Genomic DNA, 15,370 nt, shown 5'->3' on the forward strand with positions numbered 1-15,370 from the left:
GCGAAAATCCAGGCCAACCCCCACAGGAACGACGAGATGGATCCAGGCCCGTTCGCGACGCTTCCGTCACCGCCGTACTACGCGGTGATCTTCTGTTCCACCCGCACCGCCGACGACGACGCGGGATACGCCGACGCCGCCGGGCGGATGGTGGAGCTGGCGCGCGAACAGCCCGGCTTCCTCGGCGTCGAGTCGGTGCGCGGCGACGACGGCTTCGGCATCACCGTCTCCTACTGGGAGAGCGAGGACGCGATCCTGGCCTGGCGCCGCCACGCCGAGCACACTGCCGCGCGCGAACGCGGGCGGGCGCTGTGGTACGACCATTTCGAGCTGCGCATCGCCCGCGTCGAGCGCGCCTACGGCTGGGACCGGCGCGCGGCCGCGTCCGCGTGAGGACGCGCATCGGCACGGCGCGCGGCGCGCGTGCGATCATGGCCGCCGCGATGCCGCGGCCCGTCGCGGCCAGCGCCCCGGAAGAGGACCCGACACCGTGAACCATCTCCTGCGCCCGTCGCTGCCGCGCAAGGACGACATCCTGCAGCGGATCCTGGCCCGCAAGGCCGAGGAGGTCGCCGCGCGCGTCGCCGCGCGGCCGCTGGCCGAGGTGCGCGCGCGGGCGGCGGACATGCCGCCGGCGCGCGGCTTCGCGGCCGCGATCGAGGCCCGGATCGCCGCCGGCGACCCGGCGGTGATCGCCGAGGTCAAGAAGGCCAGCCCGTCGAAGGGCGTGATCCGGCCCGACTTCGACCCGGGGGCGATCGCGCGCAGCTACGAGGCCGGCGGCGCCGCCTGCCTGTCGGTGCTGACCGACGCCGACTTCTTCCAGGGCGCCGACGCCTACCTGCAGCAGGCGCGCGCGGCCTGCGCCCTGCCGGTACTGCGCAAGGACTTCACCATCGACCCCTACCAGGTGCACGAGGCGCGCGTGCTCGGCGCCGACTGCATCCTGCTGATCGTGGCCGCGCTCGGCGACGCCCAGCTGGCCGAGCTGTGCGGCACCGCCATGGCCATCGGCCTGGACGTGCTGGTCGAGGTGCACGACATCGACGAGCTCGAGCGCGCGATCCAGGTGCCGGCGCCGCTGCTGGGCATCAACAACCGCAGCCTGCGCACCTTCGAGGTCTCGCTCGACACCACGCTCTCGCTGCAGGGCGCGGTGCCGCGCGACCGCCGCCTGGTCACCGAGAGCGGGCTGCACACCGCCGCCGACGTGGCGCGGATGCGCGCGGCCGGCATCGACGCCTTCCTGGTCGGCGAAGCCTTCATGCGCGAGCCTGACCCGGGCCAGGCGCTGCGGCGGATGTTCTTCCCGGCATGAGCACGCCGCAGACGCCGCGCGCGGACGCGCCGCTGGTGGTGTTCGACTTCGACCACACCCTGTACGACGGCGACTCGGGCAGCCACCTGTTCGCCTGGCTGATCCGGCGCAGCTGGTGGCGCACAGCGCTGGCGCTGCTGGCCACGCCGGTGCTGGGGCCGATGGTGGCGTTCCTGCCGACCCGGCGCCGCGGCATCTCCGGCTACGTCTGGATCGGCACCGTGGGCATGCCCGGGCCGCGCACGCTCGACAGCGCGATCGACCGCTACGTCGCCGGCCACGAGGCGCAGATCCGCCGGCGCCTGCTGCCGGTGGCGCTGGAGGTGCTGCACCGGCACCGCGAGGCCGGCGACCGGGTGGTGATCGCCACCGGTGCGCCGCCGGAACTGGCGCGCGCGATCCTGGCCTTCGTCGCCCACGAGGCGGTGCCGGTGATCGGCACCCAGGTCGGCCCGCGGCTGGGCGCGATCGTGGCGGTGCGCCACTGCCACGCCGAGGAGAAGATGCGGATGCTGCGCGAGCGCGGCTACGCCGCGATCGACGTCGCCTACACCGATTCCAGCGCGGACCTGCCGCTGCTGCTGGCCGCCCGCAAGCCGGTCGTGGTCAATCCCAAGCGCGGCAATGTCGGGCGGTTCCGGCGCCTGCTGCCGCCCGGGACGCCGATCCTCAACTGGGGCTGCCGCGACCGCGGCGGCGATCCGGTGCCGGCGCCGGAGGAGGCCTGAGGCGGCCGCCCCGATGCGCGCGGCCTGCCGCGAACCGGCGGACGTGCGGGCAAGGCGCCATCGGAGCGTGGTTGCGCGGGTCGCGGCTGAAGCCGCTCCTACAGGCCACGATCCCTTGCAGGAGCGGCTTCAGCCGCGACCATCGCCAATCAGCGGACCGTAGAAGCGTCTCCAGCCGCGACCATCGCCAATCAGCGGTCCGTAGGAGCGGCTTCAGCCGCGACCATCGCCAGTCGGCGGTCCATGGGGGCGGCTCCGGCCGCAACCATCGCCGGCCCCCCCGCAACCGCCGTCAGGCGTCGCCCATCCGCTTGATGAAGCGCAGGGTCCCGTCGCTGAAGCCGCAGGCCTTGTAGAAGGCGTGGGCGTCGGTGCGCTGCGAGCCGCTGGTCAGTTCCAGCCGGGCCGCGCCGCCGGCCCGGGCGCGGCGCTCGGCCTCGCGCAGCAGCTGCCGGCCCAGGCCCTGGCCGCGGGCGGAGGACGTCACCACCAGCGCCGTGATCCGGCAGGTGACCGTGTCCAGCGGCAGGTAGTACATGAAGTCCAGCGCCACCAGGCCGGACACCACGCCGCCCACGCGCGCCACCACCAGCGCCTGGCGGTCGTTGTCGAGGATGGTGCGGATGCGCCGGGCGGCGTCGTCCCGGTCGCAGGGATAGCCCAGTTCGGACAGCAGGGCGGCGACGTCGTCGGCGTCGACCAGGCTGGCGCTGCGCAGGTCGGCGTCGGGGAGCTCGCCGGGCGGGCCGAAGTGGGCCACGCTCATCGCGTGCCGTAGAGGACGATCGTCTTGCCCCGGGCGTGCAGCTTGCCGTCGGCCTGGAGCTTCTTGAGCACCCGCCCGGCCATCTCGCGCGAGCAGCCGACCAGCCGCGCCAGCTCCTGGCGCGAGACCCGCAGCTGGGTGCCGTCCGGGTGGCTCATCGCCTCCGGCTCGCGGGTCAGGTCGTGCAGGGTGCGGGTGATCCGGTCGGTCACGTCCAGGAACGCCAGGCGGCCGGCCTTGCGGCTGGTGTCGAGCAGGCGCCGGGACAGCTGGGACCCGATCGCGTACATGATCGAGGTGGCGTCGTTGGCCAGGGAGCCGTCGAACAGCTGGTAGAGCCGCTCGTAGCTGATCTCGGCCAGCTCGCAGGGGGTGCGGGTGCGCAGGATCACCTCGCGCACGTCCGACTCGATGAACAGGCCCATTTCCCCGACGAATTCGCCGCTGCCGAAGTAGCCCAGCACCAGCTCCCGCCCGTCGTCCTCCTCGGTGATGATGCTGACCGAGCCGCTGATGACGTAGTACAGGGTCCCGGCCGGGTCGCCCGGGCGGAAGACCTCGGTGCGGGGCGGGTAGCGCCGGCGGTGGCAGTGGGCGAGGAACCGTTCGATGGTCGCGGGGGACGGCGCCATCGGGTGGGCAGGGCGGCGGTAGCTGCTGATGAGGGCCACAGGGCTCGGATTCATGCAGGGGGGAACGGGGGGAGCGCTGAGATTAGGACGTCCGTGCGTGCGGGGCAAACCGTCCGGCAGCGGCCTTGTCCCACCCCCCACCGGCTTTGCCTCATAATTCCGCCCTTCGTCCGCCCGACCGGGGACCGTCCGACGTGGTCAAGCCTCTGCCTCGCCTGAAGCTCCAGGGCTTCAACAACCTCACCAAGTCGCTGTCGTTCAACATCTACGACGTGTGCTACGCCGCGTCGGAGGACGAGCGACGACGCTACATCGAGTACATCGACGAGCAGTACGACGCCGACCGGCTGACCCAGATCCTGACCGACGTGGCCGAGATCATCGGCGCGAACATCCTCAACATCGCGCGCCAGGACTACGACCCGCAGGGCGCGTCGGTCACGATCCTCATCTCCGAGGAGCCGGTGATCGACAAGAAGAGCGCCGGCCGCGAGCTGATCTCCGACGCCGTGGTCGCGCACATGGACAAGTCGCACATCACCGTGCACACCTACCCGGAGACCCATCCGGACAACGGGATCGCGACCTTCCGCGCCGACATCGACGTGTCCACCTGCGGCGTGATCTCGCCGCTGAAGGCGCTCAACTACCTGATCGAGAGCCTCGAGTCCGACATCGTGGTGATGGACTACCGCGTGCGCGGCTTCACCCGCGACATCAAGGGCAAGAAGCACTACATCGACCACAAGATCAACTCGATCCAGGACTTCCTGGCCAAGAACATCAAGTCGCGCTACGAGATGCTCGACGTGAACGTCTACCAGGAGAACATCTTCCACACGAAGATGCACCTGAAGGACTTCGACCTCGACCAGTACCTGTTCGAGGAGAAGGCGCGCAACCTGTCGTTCAAGGAGCGGATGAAGATCGAGGCGCGGCTCAAGCGCGAGATCGAGGAGCTCTACCACGGGCGCAATCTGCTCGACTGAGCCGTCCGCGCGCGCCGCAGCACGACGAAGGCCCCGCCCGGGCGGGGCCTTCGTCATCTGGCGGGGTGGGCGGTCCCGGCCGGTCAGAGCCGGTAGGCGACCGTCTTCATGAACTTCGAGGCGGCCGCCATCAGGGCCGGGATCGGCTGCGGCAGGACCCGGGCCCCGGCCAGCTCGGCGTTGTCGGCGTGGCGGGCCTCGTCGATCTTCATCTGGCGCAGGATTTCCCGGCTGCGCGCGTCGCCCTCGGGCAGCGAGTCCAGGTGTTCGTCGAGGTGGGCCTCGACCTGGCGCTCGGTCTCGACCACGAAGCCCAGGTTCCAGCCGTCCCCGCGCAACCCGGCCAGGACCCCCAGGGCGTAGCTGCCGCCGTACCAGAGCGGGTTGAACAGGCTGGGCCGGCTGTCGAGTTCGCGCAGGCGTTCGGCGCACCAGGCCAGGTGGTCGGTCTCCTCCTGGGCCGCCTCGAGCAGGTGCCCGCGGGTCGATTCCTCGCGGGCGACCGCGGCCTGGCCGTAATACAGGCCCTGGGCGCAGACCTCGCCGACGTGGTTGATCCGCATCAGCCCGGCGGCGTGGCGGCGCTGGGCGGCGTCGAGCTCGGCCTGGGGCAGGTCGCCGGCGGGATTGGGACGGCTGGCCGCCGGCTCGCCGAACACGGTGTCGAGCGCGCGCTGGGCCTCGACCAGCAGCCGGTCGACCGGGCCCAGGCGGCGCCGCGACCGCGGGCGCGGGGCGGGCAGGGGGACGGGAAGGCGGGAAGCGGGGGTGGACATGGTGGCTTGCCGTGGGGGAGGGCATCATGTTGGCCCGCCGGCCCCGCCGACGCCAGCGCGGCCCGGGGGTGGCTTGCGCGGAACGTCGTGCGGGGCTAGAATCCCGCTTCTTTGTTCCGCAGTCCACAACGCGAGGCGAAGTTCCGGGCGCCCTCCCCGCAAGGCGGGACCCGCAACCAGCCCGACCAGGCACCCGCCCGCCCGGAGTCACTTGATGAAGACCTTCACCGCAAAGTCCGAGACCGTCCAGCGCGACTGGTATCTCGTCGACGCCACCGGCAAGACGCTGGGCCGCCTGAGCGCCGAACTCGCGCGCCGCCTCCGCGGCAAGCACAAGCCCGTCTACACCCCGCACGTCGACACCGGCGACTACCTCGTCGTGATCAACGCGGAGAAGATCGCGGTCACCGGCAAGAAGCTGACCGACAAGCTCTACCACCGTTTCACCGGCCACATCGGCAACCTCAAGACCGAGACGCTGGCCCAGGCGCTGGAGCGCCACCCCGAGCGCGTGATCGAGATCGCGGTCAAGGGCATGCTGCCGAAGAACCCGCTCGGCCGCGCCATGTACCGCAAGCTCAAGGTGTACCGCGGTCCCGAGCATCCGCACGCCGCCCAGCAGCCCCAGCCCCTGGATATCTAACGATGGCTATCACCCAGAATTACGGCACCGGCCGTCGCAAGTCCTCCACCGCCCGCGTGTTCCTGCGCAAGGGCAGCGGCAACATCACCGTCAACGGCCGTCCGCTCGACGAGTTCTTCGGCCGCGAGACCGCGCGCATGATCGTGCGCCAGCCGCTCGAGCTGACCAAGACCACCGAGAGCTTCGACGTGGTCGTGACCGCCTCCGGCGGCGGCACCACCGGCCAGGCCGGCGCCATCCGCCTGGGCATCGCCCGCGCGCTGGTCGAGTACGACGAGTCGCTCAAGGGCGAGCTGCGCAAGGCCGGGTTCATGACCCGCGACGCGCGCGAGGTCGAGCGCAAGAAGGTCGGCCTGCACAAGGCCCGCCGCGCCACCCAGTTCTCGAAGCGTTAATGCGGTACCCGCGCCATCGTCCCCCGATGGCGCTACAATCGGTCCCATAGCCCCGTCGCCAAGTGGTAAGGCACCTGACTCTGACTCAGGCATTCGGTGGTTCGAATCCATCCGGGGCTGCCACATCCGGGCCCGGCCGCAAGGCCAGGGCCAGCGAAGGAACCCGCCGCGAGGCGGGTTCCTTCGTTTCGGCGCCGCCATCGCGCCGGGCCGGGAGCGCCCCGGCCGCGCGCTAGAATCCGGCGATGACGGTCCAGCTTCCGCCGCCCCTGACCGATGCCGCCGGCCTGCCGGCCGAAGTGCGCGCGCGCGGGTTCGCGGTGCTGCCGGCGCCGGCGCTGGCCGCGGCCACCGGGGTCGCGCTGCAGGCGTTCGCCGCGCTGGAGCCGGCCTGGGACGACCTGCCGCCCGACGCCTACCTGCGCGACGGCGGCCGCTACCGCCGCCGGCGCCACTCGTGCTTCGTGGTCGACGGCGGGCAGGTGCGCCAGGCCCCGCACCGCGCGCACTGGCAGCCGGTCGAGTACAACGCCCTGCACGGCGGGATGCGGCGCATGTTCGAGCCGGTCGACCCGGCCACCGTCGCCTCGCCCGCCTGGCCGGCGCTGCTGCGCACGCTGGCCGGCTGGTGCTCGCGGCTCGCCGGCGAGCGGCCCTGGTACGTCGAGGCCCACCAGTTCCGGATCGACACCGGCGACGGCATCGGCCGCCCCACCCCCGAGGGCGCGCATCGCGACGGCGTGGACTACGTGGCCGTCATCCTGGTCGGGCGCCACGGCATCAAGGGCGGCGAAACCCGGGTGTTCGAGGCCGACGGACCGGCCGGCCAGCGCTTCACCCTGGCCGAGCCCTGGGCGCTGCTGTTCCTCGACGACGCCCGCGTCATCCACGAATCCACCCCGATCCAGCCCCTGCGCGAGGGCGGGCAGGGGCATCGCGACACACTGGTGCTAACCTTCCGCGCCGGAGCCTTCCAGGGCGACGACTGAGCCGGCCCGGCGGGCCGGTGGGCGGGGAGCGGACATGGACGGAAACCTGACCACGTTGCTGCGGGACTGGCGCGCCGGCGACGACACCGCCCGCGACCGCCTCCTGGCCGAGGTCTACGACACCCTGCGCGGCATGGCCGCGGCCCGCATGCGCCGCGCAGGCGGGGCCGAGACCCTGCAGCCCACCGCCGTGGTGAACGAGGCCCTGCTGCGGCTGCTCGGCAAGGACACCAGCTGGGAGGACCGCGCGCATTTCTTCGCACTGGCGGCGCTGAAGATGCGCGCGGTGCTGGTCGACCACGCCCGCGCGCGGGCCGCGGACAAGCGCGGCGGCGACGTGGCCCTGGTGACGCTGTCGCACGCCGAGCGCGAGGCCGGCCAGGATGCCGAGGTCGAAGTGCTGGCCCTGCACCAGGCGATCGAACGCCTGGCCGGCCACGACCAGCGCGCCGCGCGCGCGCTGGAGATGGCGTACTTCGGCGGCATGGCCCAGGCCGAGATCGCCTGCGTGCTGGGGGTCTCGGTGCCCACGGTCGAGCGCGACCTGCGCTTCGCCCGTGCCTGGCTGAACCGCGAGCTGGGCTGAGCGCGATGGAGGCCGCGCGCTGGCAGGAGGTGCGGCGCCTGTTCGACGCGGTCTGCGAGGAGCCGCCGGCGCGCTGGACGCAGCGCCTGCACGAGCTCGGCGGCGACCCGGCGCTCGTGGCCGAGGTGCTCGCCCTGCTGCAGGCGCAGACGGTCAGCTTCGAACGCGCCGTACGGCCGCTCGGCGAGCTGGTGGAATCGCTGGCCGGCGACGAACTCGAGCCGGGGGCCCGGCTGGGGCCCTGGGTGCTCGAGCAACGCCTGGCCAGCGGCGGCATGGGCACGGTCTGGGTGGCAGGGCGCGCCGACGGATTGTTCCGGCAGCGCGTGGCGATCAAGCTGCTGCGCGGCGGCGTGCTCGGTGCCGCCGCCGCCGAGCGGCTGGCGGCCGAACGCCAGATCCTGGCCGGCCTGCAGCATCCCGGCATCGCGCGCCTGTACGACGGCGGCACCACGCCGGCGGGCCATCCGTACCTGGTCATGGAATATGTCGACGGCCTGCCGCTCGACGCCTACTGCGAGCGCCACGTGCCCGGCCTGCGCGAGCGTCTGCGCCTGTTCCTGCGTGTGTGCGCGCCGGTACAGGCCGCGCACGCGCGGCTGGTGGTGCACTGCGACCTCAAGCCCAGCAACGTGCTGGTGCGCGAGGGCGGCGAGCCGGTGCTGCTCGACTTCGGCATCGCCCAGCTCCTCGGCGAGTCCGGGCAGGACATCGACCCGAGCGGCTACTGCACCCTGCACTGGGCCAGCCCGGAGCAGCGCCGCGGCGAACGCGTGGGCGTGGCCAGCGACGTCTTCAGCCTGGGCGTGCTGCTCACGGGCCTGCTCGCGGCGACCGGGACGGTCCGGAGCGGCGACGATCCGGACGCCCCCGTGCCGCTGCCCAGCGCCCTGGCGGGAAATGGATGCCCCTGGCGACACCTGCTGCGCGGCGACCTCGACGCGATCGCGGCACGCGCGTGCGCGATCGATCCGCGGGCGCGCTATCCGTCGGTGCAGGAGCTGGCCGCGGACATCGCGGCCTGGCTGGACACGCGTCCGGTCGCCGCCGCGGGCGGCGGACGCGGCTACCGCGCACGCCTGTTCCTGCGTCGCCACCGCTGGGGCGTGGCGGCGTCCGCGCTCGCCGTGTTCGCGCTGCTGGCCGGCGCCGGCGTGGCCCTGTGGCAGGCGCAGCAGGCGCGGGTGCAGCGCGACGCGGCGCTGGTGGAGGGCGCCAAGACGCGCGCCATGCTCGAGTTCATGACCGGGCTGTTCGCGCAGGCCGATCCCGCCGCCGCGCACGGTCGCGAACTCACCGCGCGCGAACTCCTGCAGGACGGCCTGCGCCGCATCCGCAGCCGTTTCGGCGACCAGCCCGAGGTGCGCGCCGAACTGCTGGGCGCGATGTCGGCGGCGCATCGCGGCCTGGGCGACTACGACACCGCGCTGCCGCTGGCCGACGAGGCCCTCGACCTGGCGCGCGGCGCGGGCAACCAGGTGCTTGCCGATACCCAGGCCTTGAACCGCGCGCGCGTGCTGCACCATCTCGGGCGCTTCGCCGACGTGCTGGAACTGCTGGATCCGCTCCAGGCCCGCCACGACGGACAGGCAGGCGACCGGCGCCTTGCGTCCGCGGTCGCGCACGCCAGGGCCATGGCACTGCAGGCGCTGGGCCGGGGAGAGGACGCCGAACAGGCCTACCTGCAGGCGCTGCGCCTGCGACGCGGGTTGCCGGGCGAGACCCGGGCCGGCGAGGAAACCGCGATGCGCCTGGTCTCGCTCTACACGTTGCAGCAGCGATACGAGGAGGCCGAGGCGCTCGCGCGTTCGACCCTGGCCCAGGTCCGCGCGTCCACGCCGCCCCCGGATCCGCACCTGGCCGAGGCGATCGGCACCCTGGCCATGGTCCTGGGCAATACCGGGCCGGCGGCCGAAGCGGAGGCGCTGCGCCGCGAGGAGCTCGCCATCGCCGAAGCCGGCTACGGACCCGACCATCCCGAGACCCAGGGTGCGCGCAACGACCTGGCCAGCGTGCTCTACACCCAGGGACGGCTCGACGAGGCCGCCGCCATCTTCGCCGACGTGCTCGCGGCGCGCCTGCGCCACTACGGGGACGCGCATCCGCTGGTCGCCACCGCCGCCAACAACCTCGCCAACGTGGAGCTCGCGCTGCGGCGCCCCGCCGAGGCCATGGCGCATGTCCGCCAGGCGCTCGACATCCGCCTCCAGGTGTACGGGCCGACGCACCACACCACGGCCACCTCGTGGCACACGCTGGGCATCGCCGCGATGGAACTCGGCGACGCGGCCGCGGTCGACCACCTCGCGCGCGCGGTCGACGCCTGGGAGGCGGCCGCCGGGGCCGACAGTGGTCACCTGGTCGCCCCGCTGCGCGATCTCGCCCGCGCGCAGTTGCTGTTCGGGCATCCGGACCACGGCTGCGTCGCGATCGCGCGCGCGCGCCGGATCGCCGGCTCCCAGTCGCCCGCGCAGGCGGCCTATGCGCAGGCGCTCGCCGACGCCTGCCGCGTCGCGACCGGGGAACCGGACGCGACACGCGCCTTCGCCGACAGCCGCAAGGCGCTCGAGGCCCTGGCCGGACCCGGCGACCCGCTGGTGCAGCGGCTCGCGGCGATCGCGCGCGGCCTTGGACCCTCCGCGCGGCGGTAGTCGCCAGCCGACGTCACCGGCAGGCACGGTGTTCGCTGGCAACGTAGCCGCGGCCCGGTTCGACGACCCGGAACCCGAGGCAGATCACGCCGGCGACTGCACCGCCCGCGTCGTGCACCGGCCCGCAGTCGGTCATGCGGCCGGTGGCGGAGCAGGCCACCACGTGGCCGTCAGGACATGCCTGGCGGACCTCGCAGGACCGCGGCGACAGGGACGGCCGCTCGGCCTCGAGGCCGAGTTCCAGCCGCCGCGCCTGCAGGGCGAGTTCCCCCAGGCGCGGTTCGCGCGGCAGTTCCAGCGTCACCCGCGGCGCCGGGCTCGACCTGGGCGGCGCGGCCGCCCCCGCGAACACGGCCGCCGCGGTCGCGACGGCCGCCATGGCCAGGACGCGTCCTGTCGCGTCCATGCTCAGAGATCGACGCCGAAGCCGATGCCGGCCGACTTCTCGCTGCCGCTGAAGGCGCCGCCGATGCTGAAGGACGCGGTCTTGCCGATGCGGCGGCCGTAACCGACCGACAACGCCGCCTCGCCGCCCTGCCAGCCCGCGCCCACCGCGACGCGGCCACGCGTGCTCTGGGTGCCGGCGGCATTGATCGCCATGTTGAGCATGGCGCTGGCCATCGCGCCCTGGCGGTCGATGCGGCGGTCCTGGCGGTGCAGGCGACGGTCGACGTCGTCGAAGCGGTCCTCGAGCGCGTCCAGGCGGCCGTTGATCGAGGACGGATCGAAGCCCACCAGCGCCTTGATCTGGTTGTCGGTGTAGGCGTTGGCGGCCGAGAGCGTCGCCGCGTCGCCGGCGTCGGCNTGCTGCTGCGCGGCCTCGAGGGTGGCGGCGTCGCCTTCGTCGGCATGCGTGTTGGCGGCCGCCAGCGTGGCCTGGTCGCCGGTGTCGGCGTAGGTCTGCGCGGCCGCCAGCGTGGCCTGGTCGCCGGTGTCGGCGTAGGTCTGCGCGGCCGTCAGCGTGGCCTGGTCGCCGGCGTCGGCGTAGGTCTGGGCGGCGGTCAGCGTGGCCTGGTCGCCGGCATCGGCGTAGGTCTGGGCGGCGGTGAGGGTCGTCTGGTCGCCGGTGTCGGCGATGACCTGTACCTCGGCCTCGGTCAGGCCGCCGGTGATGCCGGCGATCTGCAGGTCGGTGTAGGCGTTGGCCACCTGCACCGCGGCGGTGGTGCCCGCGTCGATCAGGGCCTGGATCTCGGCCTGGGTGAGGCCGCCGGGCAGGCCGGCGATCTGGCTGTCGGTGTAGGCATTGGCCAGCGACAGCGTGGTCGTCAGCTGGCTGACGTTGACCGCATCCATGGGATCGAAGCCGTCGGCGACGTTGACGATGCGCCGCTGGAACACGTTGTTGCCCACCGACACGGTGTCGGGTTCCGTGGCCCACGAGCCGAAGCCCAGCGCCACCGAGCGCGTTGCACCCGACGACACCAGGGCGGCCGCGCCGAGGGCGGTCGAGTCGTCGGCCCACGCACGCGCCGCGAGGCCGAATGCCGCACTTCGAAAGCCCTCCGCCTCCGCGCCCGGGCCGACGGCGGTCGCGCCGTAGTCGGTTGCCCGGCTCCAGTAGCCCATCGCCACGGCGCGGTCGCCGGTCGCTGCTCCATCGCCGGTGGCGACGGCGAACTCCCCCGTCGCGCGCGCACCGTGGCCGACGGCCGTGGCCCCGAATCCGGTCGCGTCCGCGGAGGCGCCGATCGCGACGCCGAGCTCGCCGGTGGCCGAGGCGTCCGCGCCGATGGCGATCGTCCTGAAGAAGGCGGCTTCGGCGAGGCGGCCCAGGGCGATGGCCTCGCCGCCGGCGGCCAGCGCGCCGTGGCCGATCGCGGTGGAGATTTCGCCACTGGCGACGCTACGCGCACCGAGGGCCGTCGACAGCGGACCGGTGGCTTCGGCTCCGGCGCCGAGCGCAGTGGACTCCAACGCCAGGGCGTCGGCCTTGTAGCCGATGGCGGTGGCGTATTGCGCGCTGGCCTCGGCTTCGGCGCCGACGACCGTCGTGAAGGCCGCGCCGGCCGTGGCCATGAACCCGAACGCGGTGGCCTGGGTGTCCACGGCCGAACTGGCGTAGCCGGCGGCGGTCGCGAACCCGCCGCTGGCCGAGGCGTCGCCGCCGAGCGCGGTGGAGAACGCCCCGGTGGACGCCGCGTCCGGGCCGACGGCGGTGCCGCGGATCCCACTGGCGTTGCTGCCGTGGCCGTAGGCGGCGGAGGACTGGCCGGCGGCGGCGGCGTCGGTGCCGACGGCGATGGCGTCCTGTCCCTCGGCGGCGGCCGCATGGCCGATCGCGACGCTGCCCACGTTCGCGGCCCAGGCCATGTAGCCGCCGGCGAACGAGTTCGCGCCGTCGGCAAAGCTGCTGGCACCGACGGCGGTGGCGTATCCGACGGCGGCGCTCGAACTTCCCAGCGCGGTCGCCAGCATGCCGTCGGCGATCGTGTACGCGCCCAGGGCGGTGGCGCTCGGGCCGTTGGCCGTGGAGACGAAGCCGACCGCGGTCGTCTCGACCCCCATCGCCCGGGCACGGCTGCCCAACGCGGAAGAATTGACGCCGGTGGCCTCCGCGTTCGCGCCGATCGCCGTGGTGGCGTGCTGGAGCGCCTGGCTGGCCTCGCCGATGGCGACCGAATGGTTGCCGGTCGAGTCGCTCTGGTAGCCGATCGCGACCGAGGCTTCGCCGCCGGCGTCGGCGTCGTTGCCGCAGGCGATCGCTTCGGCGCCGTCGGCGATGCCGGTGCCGCCGCTCTCGCCGGCGCTGGCGAAGTCGCAGACCTCGCCGGCCTGGGCCGTGCCCATGGCAGCCAGCGACAGGGCCAGGGCCAGGGCCAGGCGGCGGCGGGAGCAGGGAATCGAGACGTTCATGGTGTTCTCCGGGATTGAAGGTCGTTGGAATGGATGCGGCCGGCGCGTCGCCGGCTCGCAGGAGGTCTTTCACAAGGCAACCGCGAAACGGCGCTGGACCCCATCACCCACGCCGTGGGGTCGCCGTCCGGCCTTCGGTGGCGTCGGGGTTCGCGCAACACCGGATTGCGTGGTCACGCAGGAGGCCGCGCGTCGGCGCGCCGGCACGGTGTCCGGGTCGATGGCCACGGTTGGAGGGACGGCCGGCACGACCACCGCGGGTCCATCGCGCCGGGAACCGGCGTCGCAAGACGCGGGAAACGATGGAGAGGCGATGGCCGTGCCGGCGCGCGGGAGCGCCCTTGGCGACGCGCCCGCGCGCTGCCTACCAGGACAGGCTGGCACCGCCACCCACGGCACGGTCGCTGCCGCTGAACGCGCCGCTGATCGAAATGCCGAAGTTGCGGTTGACGATGCGCTGGTAGCCGACCGCCAGCGCGGAGACCCCGTTCTGCATGCCCACGCCCACACCCAGCCGGTTGCTGCCCGCCAGGCCGCTGCCGCTGCTGGTCAGGTTGGCCATGGCCGCGGCCATCGCTCCCATCTGGCTGATGCGGCGATCCTGGTGGTGCAGGCGGCGGTCGACGTCGTCGAAGCGGTCCTCGAGTGCGTCGAGGCGCCCGTTGATCGAGGACGGATCGAAGCCCACCAGCGCCTTGATCTGGTTGTCGGTGTAGGCGTTGGCGGCCGAGAGCGTCGCCGCGTCGCCGGCGTCGGCATGCTGCTGCGCGGCCTCGAGCGTGGCGGCGTCGCCCTGGTCGGCGTACGTGTTCGCGGCCGACAGCGTGGCCTGGTCGCCGGCGTCCGCGTAGGTCTGGGCCGCGGCAAGGGTGGCCTGGTCGCCGGTGTCCGCGATCGCCTGCACTTCCGCCTGCGTCAGGCCGCCGGTGAGGCCGGCGACCTGCAGGTCGGTGTAGGCGTTGGCCACCTGCACCGCGGCGGTGGTGCCGGCGTCGATCAGGGCCTGGATCTGCGCCTGGCTCAGTCCGCCGGGCAGGTTGGCGATCTGCAGGTCCGTGTACGCGTACGCCTGGGCCAGGGTGGACTCGAGCTGGGCCATGTTCGCCGCGTCGGTGGGATTGATGCCGGCGGCGACGTTGGTGATGCGGCGCTTGATGTTTTCGTTGCCGACCGAGACCACGTACGGCTCTTCGGCGTACGACCGGTAGCCGAGGGCCACCGAGTATTCCGCGGTGTCGAGGAGGAGCGTGCCCATGCCCAGCGCGGTGGAGTAGTCCGCCATCGCTTCGGCCCACATGCCAATGGCGACGCTGGACTCGCCGAGGGCGATGGACTGGGTGCCCATCGCGGTCGAACTGTCGCCGTGGGCCCGCGCTTCCGAGCCGACGGCGGTGGCACCCAGGCGCATGGCCTCGCTGCCGGCACCGATCGCGGTGGTGGCCGCGTCGTCGGTCAGGCTGCCATAGCCGACCGCGGTCGCGTCCCGGTCCGACGCGACGCTCTGGGCCCCGATGGCCGTGGACTGCAGCCCCTGCGCCTGGCTCGAGTATCCGACCGCGGTGCCGAGATCGCCCTGGACCAGCGTCTCCCGGCCCACCGCCACGCTGTTCTCGCCCGTTGCATAGGCCCAGACGCCGAGCGCCACCGCGCCTTCGCCGCCTGCCGAGCTCATGCCGCCGACGGCCACGGCGCCCGCGGCCGCGGCGGTGCTGTCGGCGCCCAGCGCCACGGCATAACTCGCCATGGCGGTCGCGTCGTAGCCGAAGGCGGTCGACAGCGCGCCGGTCGCCTCCGAGGAGTTGCCGCAGGCCAGGGCGTCAGTGCCGGGCGCGCTGGCGGTGCCGCCGTCTTCGCCCGGACCTGAGAAGTCGCAGGTCTCGCCTGCCCTGGCAGTGCCGGTCGCGGCCAGGGCCAGGGCAAGGGCAAGGGCAAGGTGCCGGGGGAGGAGGTTGGTCGAAGCTTGCATGGTTCGTTCTCCGGATCTGGGTGGAAGCGCGGGGCCGGCCCGTCGCGGGCCGACCCGACTGGGTTCCAGAGACAA

The 15,370-nt window shown here is 73.3% G+C and carries 15 protein-coding genes and 1 tRNA gene; 10 read left to right on the top strand and 6 right to left on the bottom strand.

All coding sequences use genetic code 11. From position 1 onward, the window contains the following. Positions 1-36: 36 nt before the first annotated feature. The 3 genes from LUTJ29_RS0102745 (at position 37) to LUTJ29_RS0102755 (ending at position 2,046) form a co-directional block, all read left to right on the top strand. The gene (locus LUTJ29_RS0102745) at positions 37-393 is read left to right on the top strand and encodes an antibiotic biosynthesis monooxygenase (protein WP_027071207.1); all 357 of its coding nucleotides are present in this window, start codon (positions 37-39) and stop codon (positions 391-393) included. A 97-nt stretch (positions 394-490) separates the two neighbouring features. Then, positions 491-1,318 carry an indole-3-glycerol phosphate synthase TrpC gene (gene trpC / locus LUTJ29_RS0102750; RefSeq protein ID WP_232221138.1) on the top strand — a complete coding sequence of 276 codons (828 nt, stop codon included), beginning with the start codon at positions 491-493 and terminating at the stop codon, positions 1,316-1,318. Continuing rightward, entirely contained in the window at positions 1,315-2,046 is a 732-nt protein-coding gene (locus tag LUTJ29_RS0102755; protein WP_027071209.1) for a haloacid dehalogenase-like hydrolase, read from the top strand. Before trpC ends, LUTJ29_RS0102755 begins: the two co-directional genes overlap by 4 nt. A gap of 292 nt (positions 2,047-2,338) precedes the next feature. Here LUTJ29_RS0102755 and LUTJ29_RS0102760 read toward each other — a convergent pair whose 3' ends face one another. Both LUTJ29_RS0102760 and crp read right to left on the bottom strand, forming a co-directional pair. After that, positions 2,339-2,812, bottom strand: a complete 474-nt coding sequence (locus LUTJ29_RS0102760; protein ID WP_051322617.1) for a GNAT family N-acetyltransferase — start codon at positions 2,810-2,812, stop codon at positions 2,339-2,341. After that, positions 2,809-3,498 (bottom strand): cAMP-activated global transcriptional regulator CRP, encoded by a 690-nt coding sequence (crp, locus tag LUTJ29_RS0102765; protein WP_027071211.1) that lies wholly within the window; start codon positions 3,496-3,498, stop codon positions 2,809-2,811. The genes LUTJ29_RS0102760 and crp overlap by 4 nt, the downstream gene beginning before the upstream one ends. A 140-nt stretch (positions 3,499-3,638) precedes the next feature. On the opposite strand from crp, the gene speD reads away from it, so the two are divergent. Next, on the top strand, positions 3,639-4,433 hold the full coding sequence (gene speD / locus LUTJ29_RS0102770; protein ID WP_027071212.1) for an adenosylmethionine decarboxylase: 795 nt from the start codon (positions 3,639-3,641) through the stop codon (positions 4,431-4,433). Positions 4,434-4,516: 83 nt separating this feature from the next. Here the strand turns inward: speD and coq7 are convergent, their stop codons facing one another. Beyond that, on the bottom strand, positions 4,517-5,209 hold the full coding sequence (coq7, locus tag LUTJ29_RS0102775) for a 2-polyprenyl-3-methyl-6-methoxy-1,4-benzoquinone monooxygenase (protein ID WP_051322618.1): 693 nt from the start codon (positions 5,207-5,209) through the stop codon (positions 4,517-4,519). Positions 5,210-5,423: 214 nt separating this feature from the next. Here coq7 and rplM point away from each other — a divergent pair, with 214 nt between their 5' ends. The 6 genes from rplM to LUTJ29_RS0102805 all read left to right on the top strand — a co-directional run bounded on the left by rplM (position 5,424) and on the right by LUTJ29_RS0102805 (position 10,473). Continuing rightward, entirely contained in the window at positions 5,424-5,852 is a 429-nt protein-coding gene (gene rplM, locus LUTJ29_RS0102780; protein ID WP_027071214.1) for a 50S ribosomal protein L13, read from the top strand. Positions 5,853-5,854: 2 nt separating this feature from the next. Continuing rightward, positions 5,855-6,247, top strand: a complete 393-nt coding sequence (gene rpsI / locus LUTJ29_RS0102785; RefSeq protein WP_027071215.1) for a 30S ribosomal protein S9 — start codon at positions 5,855-5,857, stop codon at positions 6,245-6,247. A gap of 48 nt (positions 6,248-6,295) precedes the next feature. Then, a tRNA-Gln gene (locus tag LUTJ29_RS0102790) sits at positions 6,296-6,370 on the top strand. A 122-nt stretch (positions 6,371-6,492) separates the two neighbouring features. Further along, on the top strand, positions 6,493-7,236 hold the full coding sequence (locus LUTJ29_RS0102795) for a 2OG-Fe dioxygenase family protein (protein WP_027071216.1): 744 nt from the start codon (positions 6,493-6,495) through the stop codon (positions 7,234-7,236). A gap of 34 nt (positions 7,237-7,270) precedes the next feature. Continuing rightward, the gene (locus tag LUTJ29_RS0102800) at positions 7,271-7,822 is read left to right on the top strand and encodes an ECF-type sigma factor (RefSeq protein ID WP_027071217.1); all 552 of its coding nucleotides are present in this window, start codon (positions 7,271-7,273) and stop codon (positions 7,820-7,822) included. A gap of 5 nt (positions 7,823-7,827) precedes the next feature. Then, positions 7,828-10,473 (top strand): serine/threonine-protein kinase, encoded by a 2,646-nt coding sequence (locus LUTJ29_RS0102805; protein ID WP_027071218.1) that lies wholly within the window; start codon positions 7,828-7,830, stop codon positions 10,471-10,473. A 13-nt stretch (positions 10,474-10,486) separates the two neighbouring features. Here LUTJ29_RS0102805 and LUTJ29_RS0102810 read toward each other — a convergent pair whose 3' ends face one another. The 3 genes from LUTJ29_RS0102810 to LUTJ29_RS0102820 form a co-directional block, all read right to left on the bottom strand. Further along, positions 10,487-10,852, bottom strand: coding sequence for a hypothetical protein (locus LUTJ29_RS0102810; protein ID WP_144774633.1), 366 nt, complete (start codon positions 10,850-10,852; stop codon positions 10,487-10,489). A gap of 29 nt (positions 10,853-10,881) precedes the next feature. After that, positions 10,882-13,329: a hypothetical protein gene (locus tag LUTJ29_RS15890; protein WP_043740067.1), complete on the bottom strand. Its 2,448-nt coding sequence runs from the start codon at positions 13,327-13,329 to the stop codon at positions 10,882-10,884. A gap of 364 nt (positions 13,330-13,693) precedes the next feature. Next, positions 13,694-15,295, bottom strand: a complete 1,602-nt coding sequence (locus LUTJ29_RS0102820) for a YadA-like family protein (RefSeq protein WP_027071220.1) — start codon at positions 15,293-15,295, stop codon at positions 13,694-13,696. Positions 15,296-15,370: the final 75 nt, after the last annotated feature.

The sequence above is a fragment of the Luteimonas sp. J29 genome (assembly GCF_000472505.1).
In the GTDB taxonomy this organism is placed as follows: Bacteria; Pseudomonadota; Gammaproteobacteria; order Xanthomonadales; family Xanthomonadaceae; genus Luteimonas.

What these genes read in the sequence shown, in the direction of transcription:
- LUTJ29_RS0102800 (WP_027071217.1), top strand. Translation starts at nt 7,271, where the DNA reads ATGGACGGAAACCTGACCACGTTGCTGCGGGACTGGCGCGCCGGCGAC.
- LUTJ29_RS0102820 (WP_027071220.1), bottom strand. Translation starts at nt 15,295, where the DNA reads ATGCAAGCTTCGACCAACCTCCTCCCCCGGCACCTTGCCCTTGCCCTT.
- LUTJ29_RS0102745 (WP_027071207.1), top strand. Translation starts at nt 37, where the DNA reads ATGGATCCAGGCCCGTTCGCGACGCTTCCGTCACCGCCGTACTACGCG.
- coq7 (WP_051322618.1), bottom strand. Translation starts at nt 5,209, where the DNA reads ATGTCCACCCCCGCTTCCCGCCTTCCCGTCCCCCTGCCCGCCCCGCGC.
- LUTJ29_RS0102755 (WP_027071209.1), top strand. Translation starts at nt 1,315, where the DNA reads ATGAGCACGCCGCAGACGCCGCGCGCGGACGCGCCGCTGGTGGTGTTC.
- LUTJ29_RS0102805 (WP_027071218.1), top strand. Translation starts at nt 7,828, where the DNA reads ATGGAGGCCGCGCGCTGGCAGGAGGTGCGGCGCCTGTTCGACGCGGTC.
- rplM (WP_027071214.1), top strand. Translation starts at nt 5,424, where the DNA reads ATGAAGACCTTCACCGCAAAGTCCGAGACCGTCCAGCGCGACTGGTAT.
- LUTJ29_RS0102795 (WP_027071216.1), top strand. Translation starts at nt 6,493, where the DNA reads ATGACGGTCCAGCTTCCGCCGCCCCTGACCGATGCCGCCGGCCTGCCG.
- LUTJ29_RS0102810 (WP_144774633.1), bottom strand. Translation starts at nt 10,852, where the DNA reads ATGGCGGCCGTCGCGACCGCGGCGGCCGTGTTCGCGGGGGCGGCCGCG.
- LUTJ29_RS0102760 (WP_051322617.1), bottom strand. Translation starts at nt 2,812, where the DNA reads ATGAGCGTGGCCCACTTCGGCCCGCCCGGCGAGCTCCCCGACGCCGAC.
- crp (WP_027071211.1), bottom strand. Translation starts at nt 3,498, where the DNA reads ATGAATCCGAGCCCTGTGGCCCTCATCAGCAGCTACCGCCGCCCTGCC.
- rpsI (WP_027071215.1), top strand. Translation starts at nt 5,855, where the DNA reads ATGGCTATCACCCAGAATTACGGCACCGGCCGTCGCAAGTCCTCCACC.